The organism is Pseudarthrobacter sp. J1738 (assembly GCF_050490315.1).
Lineage (GTDB): Bacteria > Actinomycetota > Actinomycetes > Actinomycetales > Micrococcaceae > JBNPEO01.
This window is the reverse complement of sequence record NZ_JBNPEO010000003.1, coordinates 348,691-367,246: the sequence shown is the minus strand read 5'-3', so window position 1 is coordinate 367,246 and position 18,556 is coordinate 348,691. Positions and strand designations below refer to the sequence as shown.

At 57.3% G+C, this 18,556-nt stretch carries 13 protein-coding genes and 1 tRNA gene; 2 read left to right on the top strand and 12 right to left on the bottom strand.

The window, feature by feature from the left end:
* Positions 1-134: 134 nt before the first annotated feature.
* The 7 genes from ACQR35_RS07515 to ACQR35_RS07485 all read right to left on the bottom strand — a co-directional run bounded on the left by ACQR35_RS07515 (position 135) and on the right by ACQR35_RS07485 (position 10,072).
* A complete protein-coding gene (locus ACQR35_RS07515; protein WP_430269672.1) occupies positions 135-2,906 on the bottom strand; it encodes a LuxR C-terminal-related transcriptional regulator in 2,772 nt (923 codons plus the stop codon).
* Positions 2,890-5,625, bottom strand: a complete 2,736-nt coding sequence (locus ACQR35_RS07510) for a LuxR C-terminal-related transcriptional regulator (protein ID WP_430269671.1) — start codon at positions 5,623-5,625, stop codon at positions 2,890-2,892. Before ACQR35_RS07510 ends, ACQR35_RS07515 begins: the two co-directional genes overlap by 17 nt.
* Before the next feature lie 151 nt (positions 5,626-5,776).
* The gene (gene pth, locus ACQR35_RS07505) at positions 5,777-6,358 is read right to left on the bottom strand and encodes an aminoacyl-tRNA hydrolase (protein WP_430266967.1); all 582 of its coding nucleotides are present in this window, start codon (positions 6,356-6,358) and stop codon (positions 5,777-5,779) included.
* Positions 6,359-6,485: 127 nt separating this feature from the next.
* A complete protein-coding gene (locus ACQR35_RS07500) occupies positions 6,486-7,100 on the bottom strand; it encodes a 50S ribosomal protein L25/general stress protein Ctc (RefSeq protein ID WP_430266966.1) in 615 nt (204 codons plus the stop codon).
* Between the two features lie 306 nt (positions 7,101-7,406).
* The gene (locus ACQR35_RS07495) at positions 7,407-8,387 is read right to left on the bottom strand and encodes a ribose-phosphate diphosphokinase (protein ID WP_430266965.1); all 981 of its coding nucleotides are present in this window, start codon (positions 8,385-8,387) and stop codon (positions 7,407-7,409) included.
* A 2-nt stretch (positions 8,388-8,389) separates the two neighbouring features.
* Positions 8,390-9,862, bottom strand: coding sequence for a bifunctional UDP-N-acetylglucosamine diphosphorylase/glucosamine-1-phosphate N-acetyltransferase GlmU (gene glmU / locus ACQR35_RS07490; protein ID WP_430269670.1), 1,473 nt, complete (start codon positions 9,860-9,862; stop codon positions 8,390-8,392).
* Between the two features lie 138 nt (positions 9,863-10,000).
* Positions 10,001-10,072 (bottom strand) — tRNA-Gln (locus ACQR35_RS07485).
* Between the two features lie 170 nt (positions 10,073-10,242).
* On the opposite strand from ACQR35_RS07485, the gene ACQR35_RS07480 reads away from it, so the two are divergent.
* The gene (locus ACQR35_RS07480; protein ID WP_430267038.1) at positions 10,243-10,842 is read left to right on the top strand and encodes a TetR/AcrR family transcriptional regulator; all 600 of its coding nucleotides are present in this window, start codon (positions 10,243-10,245) and stop codon (positions 10,840-10,842) included.
* 131 nt (positions 10,843-10,973) lie between these two features.
* Here the strand turns inward: ACQR35_RS07480 and ACQR35_RS07475 are convergent, their stop codons facing one another.
* The 5 genes from ACQR35_RS07475 to ACQR35_RS07455 form a co-directional block, all read right to left on the bottom strand.
* Positions 10,974-12,809, bottom strand: coding sequence for an ABC-F family ATP-binding cassette domain-containing protein (locus ACQR35_RS07475; protein ID WP_430266963.1), 1,836 nt, complete (start codon positions 12,807-12,809; stop codon positions 10,974-10,976).
* Positions 12,810-12,882: 73 nt separating this feature from the next.
* A complete protein-coding gene (locus ACQR35_RS07470) occupies positions 12,883-13,845 on the bottom strand; it encodes a 4-(cytidine 5'-diphospho)-2-C-methyl-D-erythritol kinase (protein ID WP_430269669.1) in 963 nt (320 codons plus the stop codon).
* Between the two features lie 9 nt (positions 13,846-13,854).
* A complete protein-coding gene (rsmA, locus tag ACQR35_RS07465) occupies positions 13,855-14,748 on the bottom strand; it encodes a 16S rRNA (adenine(1518)-N(6)/adenine(1519)-N(6))-dimethyltransferase RsmA (protein WP_430267037.1) in 894 nt (297 codons plus the stop codon).
* Between the two features lie 146 nt (positions 14,749-14,894).
* Positions 14,895-16,064, bottom strand: coding sequence for a transglycosylase family protein (locus ACQR35_RS07460; protein ID WP_430266961.1), 1,170 nt, complete (start codon positions 16,062-16,064; stop codon positions 14,895-14,897).
* A 363-nt stretch (positions 16,065-16,427) separates the two neighbouring features.
* Positions 16,428-17,387, bottom strand: coding sequence for a TatD family hydrolase (locus tag ACQR35_RS07455; protein ID WP_430269668.1), 960 nt, complete (start codon positions 17,385-17,387; stop codon positions 16,428-16,430).
* Positions 17,388-17,489: 102 nt separating this feature from the next.
* On the opposite strand from ACQR35_RS07455, the gene ACQR35_RS07450 reads away from it, so the two are divergent.
* Positions 17,490-18,542 carry an AAA family ATPase gene (locus ACQR35_RS07450; protein ID WP_430269667.1) on the top strand — a complete coding sequence of 351 codons (1,053 nt, stop codon included), beginning with the start codon at positions 17,490-17,492 and terminating at the stop codon, positions 18,540-18,542.
* Positions 18,543-18,556 lie beyond the last annotated feature (14 nt).

Genomic DNA, 18,556 nt, shown 5'->3' with positions numbered 1-18,556 from the left:
GTCGCTTGCCCCATAAGTAGCTAAGCAGGGAGGTGCCGGCCTGCGCACCAGTAGTGAGTACTCGGATTTGCTAAGTACCACCACCCAGATAACGCACGGAACGCGAAGAGTAGATACCAACAGCTAGTAATATGTCACTGAATTTGGTGCTCTTCCAGATGGGCCAAGTACTCCCGCCCGGGTATATCGAGTTTGATGTAGGAGCGGTACAGGTGCCCCTCAACGGTTCGGACAGACAGTTGGAGCTCCTGGGCAATGTCCCTGTCGCTGAGACCTTGACGGGCTAGGGAAATTACCAACTTCTCGCGCTTTGTTAAGGCTGTAGGTGCGCTGGCCTCCGGCCGGATGGCAGCAAGGCCAGAACGTGCCCACTGACGTGCTTCTCGGTTGGAGCCGGTCCCTAGCTCGTTGAGGACTTCGGCATATGCACCGGCGGCCAGCCCGTCGAGTCCGGCTCGCTGGAGGCTCGCGGCTGCCGTTAACAGTCCGTCAGTATTGCCTGTGGCCAGCGCTGCACTGTAGCCGTGCAGAGCCTGCGCCCAAGGGCCTTCGACCTCGGCAGTTAGGGCCACAAAACGCTGCGTTTCGCTCCGATCGCCCAAGTCCATGACAAGGTCTAGTGCCATCATTTCCAGCATCCCTGCACCTTTGCTCCTCGCTTCCGCAGCCAGGCCGAGTAGCAATGACAGTCCGTCCCCGTTTGTGCCGTAATTTGATGGATCGTTTCCCAAAATATCGCTAGCCAGCGAATCCTTGTTCTGCGCCGATACGATGTACTCGCGTGCGGCCGCCGCAAAGGCATTAGCCATGAATCGCAGTAGATAAACTCCTTTGCTACTATCTCGCTGGTGTTCGGCGAGCAAGTTGCTTGCACGTTGCAGTTGACCATCACGGGCTGCACAATAGGCTGCCAGCCCAGCACACACACCAAAAATTTGCTGCGGATCCAAAACCCGGAGCGCTTCCATCCCGGTTTCTAAGATTTCCAAGGCCTCTGGGAAGCTACCGCGGCGGACTGCAATAAACCCTCTGATCGTGTAGTCCCCTCCGCTAAGCGCTGCTGACACGCCAGCTGTAGACGCGAAGTAGCCCTCTACTTGCGCTGTGGCAGCATCCCAGTGGCCAGCAAAAAGCGCACAAATAATGCTCCTTAGGGCAATCCATTCGTGCAATACGAATGCTTCGTTGTGATAATTCTCCAAAAGCGCGATTGCTTCGGCAGCCGCTGCCTGTCCTTTGACTGGGGCGCCCTGCGCGCATAGCCGTTCCGCATCAAGGGCACACATCAAAGCCTGATTGAGGATGTCATCGGGCGAGTCATTATCCGTTCCCAACTCCGCTCCTGATCCGCCCAGGATTCTAGACATTCCGGCATAGTCACCAGATATCGACTGCCCCATCATTTCTATTACGCTGGCTCGGCCTTCAATCACTAGATCCGAGACACCATCCGCCCCGCTGTTACTCCCCGATTCACGCAATGCTGCCGCATCCGCCGCTAGCTGCGCTGGGGCCTGACCCAAGGCCATACGAATCCCGGCCCGCAGCAAACTATTAAACATTGTTGGCCGATGTTGTGGATTATTTGCCACTGACATTCTGGGCCCCCCGTAACCCAAAAATGCCCACGCTTCACCAAAACTGCCAAGGTTGAAATACGCACGAGCTAGCACTGCGCTAGTTTCTGAGGAAAGTTCGTGGTTCCGGACTGCTGGGGCCAGACGGACGGCTTGTTCAGACTCGAAGAGATTGCAAGCAATAACCGCTGCTCGCAATATCAGCTCGTCAGGAACTTCCGAACCACTGTCCAGAGCCCAGGTAACGCGACGCACTAAGCCCATTTCCCCGCCACCGTCGTAACCGGCATGTAAGCGGAAGCGACGATGCCAGTTCAGACTTCGCGCACGTGAAGTTGTCCTACGCAGGAGCTCGCCGATCACTGGAATGGTGAGCTTTATTAGCGGCGCAGGTTTTCCTTGTCCGACGTACACGGATTCCGCTGTTGTGGAAATGAAACCGATTTCCGCGAGTCTGCGCGTCTCGCGTTCGCCCGTAAGCGCCTCAATCAGGTGCCGTTCCACAGGTTCGGCGAGGGCAACAAGTTCAAGACACTCGCGCTCGGAAGGTGTGAGGTCACGAAGGTAACGTTCGACGACGGTAGCCAGTTTGGGTGGACGGATCCCCGTAATGCCCTGATTGAGCCATATGCCGCGACGTTTTTCGAGTTCCCCGGACGCTTGAGCCTCCTCCACGAGGGCTTTGAGAAACAGAGGATTTCCGTTGCTTTCGGCGTACATTTGTTGCGCTGTGCTTCGCAAAACCGGACCACCCAGGAGGGTTTGACAGAATTCCTGTGCGTCCTTTTTGCTCAAGGGGTGCAGGTCAAAACGTTCAGCGGCGCCGTCGATCCAAAAACGCAGTAGCGGGCCAGGAATGCCGGGATATGGCGAAGCGCTGGCAACCAATTTTGCCCAACCTGCCCGGACTATATGAGCCAAAATTTCAGCGCTCGAGGGGTCCAAGGTGTGGGCGTCGTCTACCAGGATCAACGCTGGCTCCACGTTCGGGTCCCCCAGTCCTAGCTGTTCGCGCAGTGCGCGTAACACCGACTGCGGCAGCTCCAGATCCTCTGGTGTCAGGCCAAGCAGGAATGGTGCCAGCGCGCCGTACTCCACAGTGGACAGGCTTGTAGTGGCTCGAACGTCCACGATATGTCTGCCGACGCTTGGCTTGCGGTTGAGTTGATTTAGCAGGCTTGTGGCGCCTAACCCCGGAGATCCCACAAGGAAAACAGCCCAGCAGTGCGGTGAGCTGATCGCTGCTGTTACCCCTGCTAGGACACCGCTGTAATCGTGCCATTGTTCGCTCGGCATCTGTGCCACGGCTAAGTCACCAGTTTCCAGCATCACCAAGTCCACTTCGTGAGGTGATGCCTAGCTTAGTGAACACTTGATACAGGTGTCCTTCAACGGTGCGAATCGAAACTTCAAGGTGGGTGGCAACCTCTTTGTTGCTCATCCCTTGGGCAGCCAAGCGAGCCACTTGCCGTTCGCGTTCAGTAAGCTCTGGTCCCTGGCTATGGGGGGACAAGGGAAGTCCGGGCAGCCGCGGTGTAAGAGCATCTAGCCGACGCTGTGCTTGTTTGGCCGTGGTGGTGTCTCCGGAGGCCAAGGCTACGTCCAGTGCCAGCACCACGCAACGGGATTCCACCACGTCGAGCCTCAGCTCGGCAGCGATTCCAGCAGCTCTCATCAGCGCTCCGGCGTCCTTATGGCGGCTACCTTCTGCCACCAATGCATTCACGCGGGCCATCCGGCCCTGACGCTGAGTTGAAACACTTTGGAGAAGTGCTAGCTCGGCGTCGCTTCCCTGAACGGTGGCTCCAAATAGGGACATGGATGCCGTGACCATCCGGCCCGCCGTTATGTCCTCGTTCGCGGAGTCTATAAGCAATTGTTTGGCACCCGGGTCTCGCAACCATCGGCGCGCCATCTGGACGCAGAACCCGGCCGTCCATTGGGCAAGCCAGCCCTTTGGTTCTGTTTGTAAGGAAGCCTGTTCAAGGAACGAGCGGGCCTCGCGGACATCACCAGCTTGGGCATAGGCGAAGGCTAGTGCCGATAGCGAGAGACCGTAGGAGGATCCGCGAACTCCTTCTGCTAACAAGGCATTTGCAGCACGCAGTACATCGATCGCTCGATCAATCCGGCCTGCGTAGGTGTACACCAACCCCAGGGCCAGCTCGGTCTCACCGCCGCGCTCGAAGGTGAGCGTTGATTGGCTGTCCATAAACGTCTTCAGCCCGTCAAGACATTCCGTCCACTCTCCGGACCACAGCAGGCCGGTGTACACGGCGTTCTCACGCCATCGGCGAACGTAGGGCGGTAGATCAGAAGCATTGACTCTTGCTTTGATGTCATTGGCTAGGGCTACGCCGTCAATTTCGCGGCCCACAATAGTCCAGCAATACGCCAATAAACTTGCGCATCCAAGGCCAAAGTCGCTCGTGCCGTGCTTCTGGAAGCCTTCTTCGAGCAGTGGCACTGCCTGGGCAAGGCCACCGCGGTGGACGAGATATTGCAACTTAGCGAGCCGGATCATCAATAATGCTTGATCACGTGCGCGCGAATCGCCGCCATTTCGTGGATCGGCCGGATCCCCTAGCCGCGTTTCAGCGGCCATCAGCGCACTGTCTACTCGAGCGTAGCCGCCGTCAATTTCTAACAGTGCGCTGCACAGATCCAAGACATGTCTGCCGTAGGCCAGCGGTGGCGCGGAATCTAGTCGTTCGCGAGAAACCTCATCCAGGGCAATGACGGCACCTCGGTAGTCCCCAAGCGTTCCGTAAGCTCGAGCGCGCTCTAGCGCCGCACCGAGCCATTCCGGATTTTTTTGGGTGATCTGCTCAGTACACGCAATCGCCAATGTTGGATGGAACAGGGAATTAGCAGCTTGGGCTGCCTTGAGCGCAAAACGTGATGATAGCGACTCGCCGCATTCCAAAGTCCATTCCGCGAAGCTCATCAGCTCCGCCGGCGTTGCTGATTCACTGATGCCAGCAAGTACGTTGGAGACCTTGCTGTACAAGGATCTACGCTGCCATGAGTCCATCCATCCGCGGATTGCCACGCCTATATACGGTTCGTAAAGTGTTACCCACGCCCGTCCGTCGTCCACAATGCTCAGCAAACCGGAGCGTTCCATCACTGAAACCGTTGCTGGACCCACAAGTTTGAGCAAGTCGGAAACCGGCGCCCGCCGGCGTAAGGACAACCATTCGAGGGCCTCACGCACATCCTCCGGTTCCTCGGCAAGCCGGCTTCGAACCAGTTCATCCAGCGGTCCATCAGGATGCGCGATGACGGGAGCGCGCAAGACCCACACAGCACCGGCCAAATACAAGTTGTTACAGTTCAGTTGCTCCACGACCATCGCTTGCAGCGCCAAAGGGCTTCCACCGCTGGCGTGAGAAAATATTGTGATTGCTGTGCGAGAAACGGGGGCTCCCAACACGGCTGAGAGCAACGCTGAAATTTCGTCAGATTCCAAAGGTGCGAACTTGAGCTCCTGTAGGAGCCCATCCTTGTAAAGATCCACCAGATCCAGTGGTAAGTGGGCAAGCTCTTGAACGCAGGCCACTAGCTTTGCCGAACCGCCCAGTAGCAAGCGCATCACCACTGCCGTGCTTAGGTCATCCATGTCTTGGACGTCCTCCACAATCAACAACACAGGGCTGCCGGCCGCGTCACTGAGGATCATGTGGGCTAGTGCTGCAACCACATCCCGGTGCGAGTCCGAGGCGTCTGGAAGCCTAGCTAAAAGGTGCGAAACTTGTGAAAAATGCGGCAGCCATCGGGAGTCCGCGCCCGAAAGGTGCACAACGTGGGTGGTCCCGGAGAGTTCAGTCGCTAGGGTCCTCGCGAAAACCGATTTCCCCATCCCGGGTCCGCCACAAATCACAACGCCAAAGTGCTCATCACTGATGCTCAGGGTTTGGATTGTCTGTTCCAGCGCAGCTTTTCGGGCAAGGGAAGTCCATTGCCGACGATCAGCCATGCCTAATGTGGGCAAGGACGTCGGAATCATCCCTATGGGGATGGTGCCCTGCACGTGCCGCAAATCCATCACGCCGCCTTCTGAGCCCACCCCCCCAAGTGGGGCGCCCTCCACGGCCAGGGTCCGTGTTCTCGGCAGCCGGACACTAATCATGCCCGGTCAGGTGGCGCTTGAAGCTTAAACTACCACAGGCCGCTGAACCAAACAATGGATGTTTGTCTCAAACGCTTCCGTGAAATTTTTGCTGTGCGGCGAGTAGACCCTCACGGACTAGAAGGTCCACGGCGTCTGCCGCAGTGTCGATCAGGAAAGGCAGCTCTTTGCGCTCCGTTGAGGAGAAGTCTTTGAGGACGTAGTCGGCGGTGTCCATACGGCCTGGCGGGCGGCCCACTCCAACGCGCACACGCAAATATTCCTTTGTTGCCAATGCTTTCGAGATGTCTCGCAGACCGTTATGACCTCCCTCTCCCCCACCGAGTTTGAGCTTGAGGCTAGCGAAGGGGATGTCGATCTCGTCGTGAACCGCCACCACGTTCTCAGGGGCCACGTCGTAAAAGCGCGCCAGTGCCGAGGTAGCGCCACCAGAGAGGTTCATGTAGCTCATCGGCTTGGCTAGAACCACTCGTGGGCCGCCAATACCTAGCCTGCCCTCAACTACTTGAGCCCGGGCCTTGTGTATTTTAAAGGAGCCGCCGATTCGCCCGGCTAGCTCGTCCAATACCATTTGACCCACATTGTGGCGATTGCCTGCATACTCGGGCCCAGGATTTCCAAGGCCCACAACAAGCCACTTGTCAGTCATACGTTCCATCCTAGGTGTGTGCTCACGGCAGTCCTTGCCTCACGGGCAGCCCTGCCGTACAAAAACCTCCGGCCGGGACTGTGTCAGTCCCGGCCGGAGGTGGTGAATCAGTGTGCGTTGGGCAGAATTACCCTGCTGCAGCCTCTTCAGTAGCCTCAACAGGTGCTGCAACTTCTTCAGCTGCCTCATCTGCTTCGGCCTCGTTGTCAACCTCTTCAGAGACATTGACAATCAGGGTCTCAGCGTCAGCCAAAAGTTCTGACCCCTTCGGCAGAACCAAGTCCGAAGCGTAAACGTGCTCTCCAGCCTTACGGCCTTCGATGTCTACCTCAATGGCGGTCGGCAAGTGGGTTGCCTCAGCTTCGAGGGAAATGGTCATTGCTTCCTGGTTAGCTACAGCACCCGGAGCAACTTCACCGGTAACGTGTACAGGAACGTCAACGGTAACCTTCTCGCCGAGCTTAACGGTCAAGAGGTCGATGTGCTCGATGATCTGCTTGATCGGGTCGCGCTGAACATCCTTAACCAAGGCGAGGTGCTTTTCACCGTTGATGTCCAAATGAAGCAGGGCGTTAGCTGCGCGCACGGCCAAGGTGGTTGCGCGGCCGGGCAGGTTTACGTGCAACGGCTCAGCACCGTGACCGTAGATAACGGCCGGGATGAGGCCGGCGGTACGTGCACGACGTGCGTAGCCCTTACCAAATTCGGTGCGAAGCTGTGCTTCAAGCTTGATGTCAGCCATGTGGCTCTCCTTGAGTTACTGGGCCGCGCGAGCAGAAATCTTCAAAAGGTTATTTCGAAGCAGCTCTTGTGGTGCGACGTTGGTTGTTCAGCAAGGGCGGAGGTCTGTATGCGACCTTCTACGCCGGCCAGATTGTGGCTGCTTGAAGGAGTTTCAGACCCAGTCGATCACGGAGACTAGTACCGGATTGCTCCGAACTTCTCCCTCGCCAAGGTATCGAGTAAATCCTACCAGCTCTACCGCATCCCCCAAAAACGAGGCAGGGCCCCAGCATTTACGCTGAGACCCTGCCGGAACAACAATTGTTTAGGCGGCGCCGTCGAACAGGCTCGTCACCGAACCGTCGTCGAACACTTCGCGAATCGCGCGGGCGATCAACGGTGCAATAGAAAGCACTGTCAGCTGCGGGAAACGCTTATCAGCGTCAATGGGCAAGGTATTGGTGACCACTACTTCACGGGCGCCGGACTCCGCGAGACGTTTAGCTGCAGGATCCGAGAACACAGCGTGCGTGCAAGCGATAATAACGTCTTTGGCTCCGGCATCCTTGAGTACCTTTACAGCGCCGGAGATGGTTCCACCGGTGTCGATCATGTCATCAATCAGCACACAGGTACGGCCTTCGATCTGACCAACAACGGTCTTGGAAACGGCCTGGTTAGGGACGGTAAGGTCGCGACTCTTGTGCACAAACGCCAGCGGAGCGCCACCCAAACGCTCGGCCCATTGCTCCGCAACACGGACACGTCCAGTGTCAGGGGAAACCACCGTGACGTTGTCAGCGCCCACCTTGGTACGGATGTAGTCAGCCAAGAGCGGGATAGCCATAAGGTGATCAACGGGGCCGTCAAAAAAGCCCTGGATCTGTGAGGTATGCAGGTCAACACTCATAATGCGATCAGCACCAGCGGTCTTGTACAGGTCTGCAACCAAGCGGGCAGAAATAGGCTCGCGACCCCGGCCCTTTTTGTCCTGACGAGCGTAAGGGTAGAACGGTGAAACAACAGTGATGCGCTTGGCAGAGGCACGTTTGAGGGAGTCAATCATAATCAACTGCTCCATCAGCCAGTTGTTCATCGGTGCCGGGTGGGCCTGAATCACAAACACGTCGGTTCCGCGCACGCTCTCGCCTGCGCGTACGTAGATCTCACCATTAGCGAAGTCGTAGGCATCGATGGGAAGCAACTCGGTGCCCAGTTCTTGAGCGATCTCGCGAGCGAGTTCGGGATGGGCCCGGCCGCTTGCCAGAACCATCGTCTTCTCGCCAGTAGCGGTAATTTCAGACATCTTTAGTTGCCCTCTTCCGTTGAATCGCCCTGCATAGATGTTTCTTGTGCACTACTGGCCAATTGTGCCGATTCCGATTCCGGTCGGTTGGCAATCACCCAGCCCTCGAAATTACGCTGCGGCGCCACATTCACACTCAGCGCACCGGCCGCAACGTCCTTGCGAATAACTGTTCCGGCACCACTGTAAGCGCCGTCTCCAACAGTTACCGGTGCCACAAAGACGGTATTAGAACCTGTCCGCACGCCCGAGCCGATGACAGTGCGATGCTTTTTCTCGCCGTCGTAATTAGCTGTGATGTTTCCGCAGCCAATATTGGTGTTTTCGCCAATTTCAGCGTCTCCGGCGTAGCCCAAATGCGAAAGTTTGGACCCTCGGCCAATAGTGACGTTCTTTGTTTCGTAGAAGGCGCCGATTTTGCCAACCTCACCCAACACGGTGCCAGGCCGAAGGTACGTGAAGGGCCCCACTGAAGCGCCTGCGCCAATCTGCGAGCCACTTCCGTGAGTGCGTGTCACCTTTGCACCCTGACCGATCTGAACGTCGGTCAGCGTGGAATCGGGGCCAACGACGGCGTCCCGGGACACCGTGGTGGTGCCGTGAAGTTGCGTGTTGGGCAAGATTCGAACGTCCTCTTCAAGACGAACTGTTGAATCAATCCATGTGGTGTTGGGGTCAACAACCGTAACGCCCTGACGCATCCAAGCTTCAACAGTACGGCGATTCAATTCGGCACCCAAGGCAGAGAGCTGGACACGGTCATTGGCGCCTTCAACCTGCCAGCGATCCGTGGTGACAACAGCGGCCACACGCCCATCAGCCTCACGGGCCAAGCCAAGAACATCAGTCAAGTACTTCTCGCCCTGAACGTTTTCCGTGGTGATCTTTTTGAGCGCCTCACGCAAAATTGCCGCATCAAAAGCGTAAATTCCGGAGTTGACCTCCGTGATGGCTCGCTCAGCTTCCGAAGCATCTTTGTGCTCCCGAATACCCACAACAGAATCATCTTCGGCCCGGAGAATTCGTCCGTACCCAGTAGCGTCCTCAAGAACCGCCGACAACACCGTAACGGCGTTACCGTCAGTGTTGTGAGTAGCAACCAATTCTTGCAAAAGCTCACTCGTCAGGAGCGGAACGTCGCCATAGGTAACCACCACTGTGCCTTCAAGGGGAGCGTTGGCGTCAAGCGCGTCAAGCGCAACTTCAACGGCACGGCCAGTGCCGGGAATGTCATCCTGATCAACGATCAAGGCATCAGGGGAAATTTTACTTAAGTGTTCAGCAACGCGGTCGCGTTCATGGCGAACCACCACAGCCAATGCTTCAGGATTGATTCTCCGTGCTGCGTTGATAGCGTGGCCCACCATAGACAGGCCACCGATTTCATGCAGGATCTTGGGGGTTCGCGATTTCATCCGCGTACCGGCGCCGGCGGCGAGGACAATAACAGCGGCAGCACCGGATTCGGTGGTCATCACGGATAAAGCTCCTAGCTCAAGAGGTTCGTTTAGCTTTCCGGCGTAGCTTCACCACTACCGAAATCAAGCAACACGACCATCTTATCCCGCACCGAACCCGGACTAATCCCGGCCACATCCGGCATAGCATGTTCGTTCCGCCCATAGGATTCGAACCTATACTCCACGGCTCCAAAGGCCGGGGTGCTGCCATTACACCAGAGCGGAATGTGTGCAGTGAAAGCGCTTGGCCTCCGCACACAGGAATATAGTTTGCCATGCCGGAGGCACTGATTGCGACTCGCCCTCTTTGAATGGGGCATGATTGAAGGGTGAGCACCAACAATCCACGGCCCCCAGCACCTTCCACGGCCGGTGTTCAGGCCCGCCGTGTTCGTATGACGGCAAGCCAAAGACGCTCGCAATTAATTGAAATTGGGCGAGGACTTTTTGCCGCTCGGGGCCTCGATGGCACCACCATTGAAGAGATTGCGGCTACAGCCGGGGTGTCCAAACCTGTCATCTACGAACACTTCGGATCCAAAGAAGGCCTCTACACCCAAGTGGTGGAACACGAGTTCCGCATCCTGCTCAGCAGCATCACCGATTCTCTCTCGGCCGAAGACAAACCGCGGGCTCTCTTGGAACGCGCGGCGCTTGCACTGCTGAGCTACATCGAAGAACGAACCGACGGTTTCCGGATCCTGATGCGGGACGCTCCCCCGTCGCAACCTGAAGGTGCGTTCTCCACCCTGCTGTCCGTGATTACGGCGCGCGTGGAATACATCCTTTCGGACGAATTCGCCCGACGCGGCTTCAGCTCAGACGACGGCGCCATGTACGCCCAAATGCTCGTGGGCATGGTGGCGATGACTGGCCAATGGTGGCTGGACTCACGGCGCCCAGACAAACGCGAAGTTGCCGCGCACCTAGTGAACCTGGCCTGGAACGGTCTCACCGGGCTGCAGAAGGATCCGCAGTTGCACCTCGAGGACTAGGGCTTGGCGTTCGACGGCGGGTGGTTAGGACCGGCGGTAGCTGGTGCCACTCCTCCGTGTGCTCGCTCGTTCCTCGCTTAGACGCACACTTCCGGAGGACACCGGCTACCGCCTTGTTGCGGCCCGCGTTCTTACTCGCCGAGGATTTCGGCGGCTTCCATCCACTCGAGTTCGAAGCCTTCTTTGTCTCGCTGCAGCTCCTGAAGCTTGGCGTTGGCCTCTGACAGGGCTTTTGCGTTGCCGGACTCTGATGCACTGGCCAGTTGGGCATGGAACTTTTCTTCCTGCTGGGCGAGTTTGCCCAACTGGCGCTCAAGCCGGTTCAACGCCTTGCGGGCGTCGCGTTTCTGCGACTCTGAGGGGCCCGCGGGAGCGGAATCCTTGGCGTTCGCATTTTTGGACGCAGAAGCTCCGTTGGTTCCCGTGGCAGAACTCAGCGCTGCTTCACGCAGTTCCAAGTACTGGTCAACACCGCCGGGAAGACCGCGCAGTTGTCCATCGCCGAGCAGCGCCAACTGGTGATCGGTCACTCGTTCCAAAAGGTACCGATCGTGGCTGACCACTACCAGCGTCCCGGGCCAACCATCCAGAACATCTTCCACGGCGGCAAGGGTGTCAGTGTCGAGGTCGTTAGTGGGCTCATCGAGCATCAAAACGTTGGGCTCACCCACCAAGAGTCTCAGCAATTGCAAACGACGACGCTCACCACCGGAGAGGTCCCGGACCGGGATCCACTGCTTTTCCTTGCTGAAGCCCAATTGCTCCACGAGTTGACCGGCACTGAGGTCCTTGCCACCAACGCTGAATGTCCGTTTCTCACGTTCAATCACCTCAACCACACGCAAGTCAGCAAGCTCATCGAGCTCTTTGACCTCCTGAGTCAGAACAGCTGTGACAACGGTTTTGCCCTTTTTGAGGCGACCGGACGTTGGTGCTACCTCGCCGTTGAGCATCTTGAGCAGCGTCGTTTTACCGGCGCCATTAACCCCGACAATGCCTAAGCGCTCACCCGGCGCCAAACGAAGGGTGATGTTCTCAAAAAGCGGTTTTCCGGCGTCGTTAGAACCGGGCGCCGCTAGACGGGTAAGCGAAACGTTTTCGAGGTCCAGAACGTCTTTTCCGAGGCGCGCAGTGGCCATTTTGTTCAGCGCCAGGGAATCACGGGGCTCGGGAACGTCCGCGATCAGTTCGTTCGCCGCTTCGATCCGAAATTTAGGTTTCGCAGTACGTGCCGGCGCACCGCGGCGCAACCACGCAAGTTCCTTTTTCACCAGCTGCTGGCGTTTATTTTCGACGACGGCGGCCATCCGGTCACGCTCGACGCGCGCCAAAACATAGGCGGCGTATCCGCCGTCGAACGGGTCAACAATGCCGTCGTGAACTTCCCACGTGAAGTTACACACTTCATCGAGGAACCACCGGTCGTGAGTAACCACCAAGAACGCGCCTTGGTCAGCACGCCAACGTGTCTTGAGGTGACGAGCCAGCCAAGCAACACCCTCAACGTCGAGGTGGTTAGTGGGCTCATCAAGCATAATCACGTCGTGATCTTCAATGAGCAACTTAGCCAGAGCAACACGACGCTTTTGGCCACCGGAGAGTGTGTGGACGTTCGCGTGCCAATCCACGTCCTCAACCAGGCCACCCATAATTTCGCGAATGCGCGGGTTGGAAGCCCATTCGTGATCCGCTTGATCCCCCACGATGGCGGCGCCCACTGTCAATTCGCCGTCTAGGACGTCACTCTGGTCCAGGTAACCAACGTTGACGTCTCTACGCTTGGTTACACGGCCAGAATCGGGGGTGCTGCGTTGAGCAAGCAGGCGCATCAGCGTTGATTTACCATCGCCGTTACGCCCCACCATGCCAATCCGGTCGCCCTCTTCAAGGCCCAGAGTGACCCCGTCCAAGATGGTTCGGGTTGCAAAGGATACGGCGAGGTTTTCGCCGCCGAGCAGGTGAGCCACAACTACCACTTTCCACAATCGCTGGGCGACGGATCAGATTCCGGGCCCCCTCTACGGTACCGGAGCAATCGCCTCAGCCGCGCTGGGTGTCGCTGAGAATTCGCGCGCCATGAACTGGGCCGTGTACGGCTTGGGCGTCCATGCCGGCATGACGCAAGCGTTCTGCCATTTCCAAAGCATCCCCGCGGCCCGGCATCAAGAGTGCAACAGTGGGGCCAGAACCTGAGACAATCCCAGCCAATGCGCCCCATGACTCCCCCAAACCGATGGTCTCTTTGAGCTGCGGGGCCAAAGAAATCGCTGCCCGTTGCATGTCATTTACTAACACTTGACTCAGCGCTTGAGGATCTGCGGCCCGCACGGCTTGGACTATTGCCGCATCAACTTCATGTGGCGGTTCTACGTCCCGTCCTTCGCTCGCCCGCAGCCTGTCCAGCTCGGCAAACACAGCGGGGGTGGACAAACCAAAACCTGCACCCACCAGCACCCATTCCAGCGGTTCCTTAGCTAGAGCGGGCGTGAGTTTATCGCCGACGCCCAGCCCAACTGCAGCCCCACCCAAAAGCGCAAAGGGAACATCTGCGCCCAGTTCTGCAGCCAGCTCAGCGAGCTCTTCCCGTGAGAGACCCGCGTTCCAGAGTGTGTTGCACGCCAAGAGCGCAGCTGCCGCATCCGCTGAGCCGCCACCCATACCTCCTGCAACCGGGACTCGTTTGAGGATATCCAGGTGAACCCCAGTGGATTCCGTTGATACCTCCGCCATCAGTGCAGCAGCACGGTAGGCAAGGTTCCGCTCGTCGAGTGGAATGTCCACACCATCCAAGTCCAGGGTGCTAGCCGGATTGATCGAGACCGTAATCTGATCCGAGGCCGTAGCAGTCGCTGTCACTTCCTCATACAGGGAAACAGCCAAGTAAACGCTTGCCACCGAGTGGTAGCCATCGTCACGAAGCGGACCAACTTTGAGCGAGACGTTTACTTTCCCAGGAGCTCGCACGCTAACGCTTCGTCCCACGACGCTCAGGTTTTTGTTCATGCTTTGAGGTTATGCTTCAAGCGGCAATTTGGCTTCAGCGATCCGGGCAAAAGCGTTGATGTCAATGACTTCGCCACGAGCACTCGGATCTACCCCGGCAGCTACTAAATACCGTTCGGCTTCTGCTCCGCCGCCGGCCCAACCGGAGAGCGCAGCGCGTAAGGTTTTGCGGCGCTGGGCAAAGGCCGCATCAATCACGGCAAAAACTTCCTTGCGGGTTGCACGGGTCTCTGGTGGAGTTCCGCGGACGAATTCAACCAGGCCAGAGTGGATTTTGGGGGCTGGCCAGAAAACGTTCATCCCAATCACTCCGGCTTTGCGCATGTTCCCGTACCACGCAGCTTTGACCGAAGGGACTCCGTAAATCTTTGAGCCCGGGCCGGCGGCAAGCCTGTCTGCTACCTCGTCCTGGACCATCACCAAGCCATGCTGAATGGAAGGGAAGTGCTCCAGCAAGTGGAGCACCACTGGCACCGCAACGTTGTAAGGGAGGTTCGCGACTACTGCTGTTGGTGGCCCCGGAAGCTCTGTGACCTTCATAGCGTCGGAGAGAATAAGTTCAAAATTCTTGGCTGCTTCGGGACGCCACTTAGCTACCGTCTCGGGGAGTTTATTGGCCAGAACTGGGTCAATCTCAACGGCTACCACCGCTGCGGCTGCGTCCAACAAGCCCAGGGTGAGTGAGCCCAAGCCCGGACCAACTTCAAGGACCGTCTCCGCTGGATCTATCTTGGCGGCAGCCACAATTCGACGAATGGTGTTCCCATCAATCACAAAGTTTTGACCCAATGTCTTTGTGGGCCGGACACCTAGCTCTTCGGCAAGACGACGAATATCCGCAGCTCCGAACAGCGGAGCCGGCGCAACAGTCTTCGGGACGGAGTTCGTAGCGGGATCCGGGATGGCTTCAGTCACCTAGGTATCGTATCGTCTCCCCACAAAATGGGCCGTCAGCGGTGACTAAACAGAACTGGGCCGGACCAACCGGCCCGGCCCACTTCTCTCATCGCTATTCAATGTTCGGTTTGCACCGAACTATGAGGAGCTATTTAGGCTCCAGCAGCCCAACCACAGCCCCACGGGGACAGACCACGCTGAGCGTAAACGCGGTTAGCAATGTCGATCTGCTGCGCCTTGGTGGCCATAGCTGCGTTTGGGGCGTAAGCGCCGCCGCCGGCACCAAGCCACGTACCGATGTCGAACTGCAGGCCACCGTAGTAGCCGTTGCCGGTGTTGATGGACCAGTTACCAGTGGATTCACACTGCGCAATCCGGTCCCACATGGCCTCATTCATCATGGCCGGAGCAGCAGCACCACTGTTGCTGCTGGCTGCAACTGCTGCCGCAACCTGAGGCTTGGGCTTGGACTTGGTGCCAACCGTGACCTGCTCGGCAACCGGCTTGGTGATCATTTTCTGCGTCAAGAGTGTGCGGCTGACTTCTTTACCATCAACCAGAACAAGCTTGTAGACCTTGGTGAGTTTTCCGGGGACACCTTCAACGGTGACTTCTTCCTCGCCCTTGTACAACTCACTGCTGTAGCTCTTGACAGTCTGGAAGTCCACAGCCTCATCCACGTTGGCACGCTTGGTGGTGTCAACACGGGCAACCTTGATCACCATATTGTTCACCACTGCGGCACGCATCGGTTGGGAGCTGGTGTCATCGGAGTCGAGTTTTACTCCGGCGTCTGAGAGAACTTTGCTAACTAGCGTGGCGGTGGTGACGCGCTTGGTGGTTTTGCCATCCGCCACAATGGCGACGTTCTTCGGCGTCGAAATGGTGACTACGGTGCCGCTAACGGCGAGCTCCATGTCCTTGGGAACCGAGATGGCCGAGGCAGTTGATACACCGAGCTCGGTCACTAGACCTTCAACATTGCGTGAAGTGGTCTGCACGTTCCGGGACGTACCATCCAAGCTGACTTTGACCTGTTTGGCGAGGTTCACGTTGATGACTGTGCCGTTACTGACGGTGGAGTCCAATGCAGGGCTCACGCGGTCGGCGGCTTTCAGCTCAACTTTTGCGTTCTTTACAACTTGTTCAACGGTGCCGCCGAACGTTTGAACAGAACTGACTTTTCCATCAACGCTGATGGTGACGGTTTTGTTGTTACCAACAAACGCCACGATGCCCAAAACGAGTGCGCAAAGCACTACTACTTGGGTTCCTACCTTGAGGAAACTGAATTTTCCGTTCGTTGCAAAGAACTTAACCATGATTGCCCATAACTCTGAAAGCGTCCGGGCACGGGGATAAGCACAGTGGTATCGCTGCGGCACGTTCAGGATCTACCGCAAGGGCTTTCCTGGCGCGCCGTCTCGAAAGATGTGCTGCCTTACTCCACAACTTGGGCCCACCCGTGGCAGGCACTTTTGGACGAATTTCTAGATGAATCTAGTCAGCATCTGGCGGGCGCGCGGGGCAGTTCAAGCAGGAGTAAATAATCCGAAGGCCTTCCCCGACCCCGGCTATTTGTTATCCACTGTAACCGAAGCGTTATAAAGCGGCCAAGAAAACACCATACTAAGTATGCATTGGTGGAGGATCGTGTCCCCTCTCCCAGACTTCTTCAGATGGCGTTACTCCCAGCTTCCGTAAGCTTTTTCGGTGTTATCACAGAGCAACTGCCCCAGCTCGGAAAGCTCAATTCCTGTCAATTCCGCCATGCCGCGAACCGTGTAGGGAATCATGTAGCTCGCGTTGGGCTGACCCCGATACGGGTGCGGCGTCAAAAATGGCGAGTCGGTTTCCACCATAATCAATTCGCGCTCAGCCACCGCCAATCCTTCGCGAATACCAGCGGCGTTTTTGAAGGTCACAGTGCCGGCGAAGGACATAAACCAGCCGTTCTCATTACAAATCTTGGCCAGCTCAGCGTCGGCAGAGAAGCAGTGGAAAATGACCTTCTCCGGCGCCCCTTCTTCTTTGAGAACTTTGACTACTTCACTGTGGGCATCGCGATCATGGATTTGGAGTGCCAAGCCAAGACGCTTTGCAATGTCAATGTGCCGCCGGAATGAGTACCTCTGCTGAGCCAAGTCCTCGTCTCCATCGGTACGGAAAAAGTCCAGCCCGGTTTCTCCTATGGCCCTAATCCTGGGGTGTTGGGCCATTTCTTCAATCTCGGCGAGCGCACTTTCCAGTTCGCCGCGTGCCGCATACTGTGGCGCATCGTTAGGGTGAATCGCCACGGCGCCCAGAAGCCGCGCGTCGGCGTTTACCGCTTCTACCGTGAACCGGGACGATTCAAGGTCACAACCCACCTGAACCACAGCTTTAACGCCCACGGATTCGGCAACGTCCATCGCCTCGCGTGCGCTGACCTCAACCAAGCCATCACGGAAGTTGAAGTGGGTGTGGTTGTCAATGACGGCAACCGGCAAAGGCGCCGGCGCCGGCGGATATTCAAGCTTGCGTTTTGAGCCAGAGGAACTTTGCTTGGGGCGCACACCGGAAACGTCGGGGTCCTGATCACCAACGGGGGCAGTCTGCGCGTCAGCAGGCAATTGGTACGGGCTCGGCGTTGAAGAATTGCACATGCCTTAACCCTAGGGCCACGAATGGCTATGGCCACAGCCACTAAGTCAGTAGTCTGAAGGGAAATGTCTAACCCGTGAGTTACATCACTCGAAAGGACACCGATGGAAACCCCCTCGCGTGCCATGGCCCCATCCCCTTTGCCTGCACATGGGGCAAATGTGGACCGCCCAGACATCAGCGAAGCTACCGAAGCCGCTGGGAACCACTTTCACGACTCCGCTTTACGGATCTTGGCTGCCATCAACTCGGTGATTGACGGCAAGCCCGAAGCCGCAAGGCTGGCCCTCACCGTTCTTTTGGCGCAGGGGCATCTCCTCTTGCAAGACGTCCCTGGTGTGGGCAAAACAATGCTCGCTAAATCTCTAGCTCGCAGCATCGATTGCTCGGTCAACCGCATCCAGTTCACCCCAGACTTACTCCCTTCTGACGTCACCGGAGTCTCGATTTATAACCAGGCTTCGAATGAATTCGAGTTCCGGCCAGGCGCCGTTTTTGCCAACATCGTGATTGGGGACGAGATCAATCGCGCATCAGCGAAAACTCAATCCGCACTTCTGGAGTGTATGGAGGAACATCAAGTCACCGTTGACGGACATTCCTACACCCTGGGTGAGCCTTTTATGGTGGTGGCTACGCAGAACCCCATCGAAATGGAAGGAACCTATCCCCTTCCAGAGGCACAACGGGATCGGTTTATGGCACGTATCTCCATGGGCTATCCAGACAAGGCCGCGGAGTTGCAGATGTTGGAAACCCACCAGTCTTCCTCACCTCTGGAGCGCATCTCCCCGGTGGTCCATAGCGGTGACATCGCCCGAATGATCGCCACCGTACAAAACGTTTATGCTTCGGCCACCGTCAAGGATTACATCGTGGAGTTGGCCCGTGCCACACGTGAGAGTCCACAGTTGCGCTTGGGTGCAAGCCCACGCGCCATGCTGCATGTTCTGCGCGCTGCCAAGGCAACTGCTGCCCTTGAAGGACGGGACTTTGTGCTTCCGGACGACGTCGTCAAAGTCGCCGAATCCGTATTAGCGCACCGTTTGATCCTGGAGCGAAAGGCTACCAGTGCTGGCGAGAGCGCTGTCACGATTCTTCGATCCATCCTGAACCACTTGCCTGTAATCGAGGTAGATGATGATCGAAGTAAGTGATCCCGGCGCTCCAC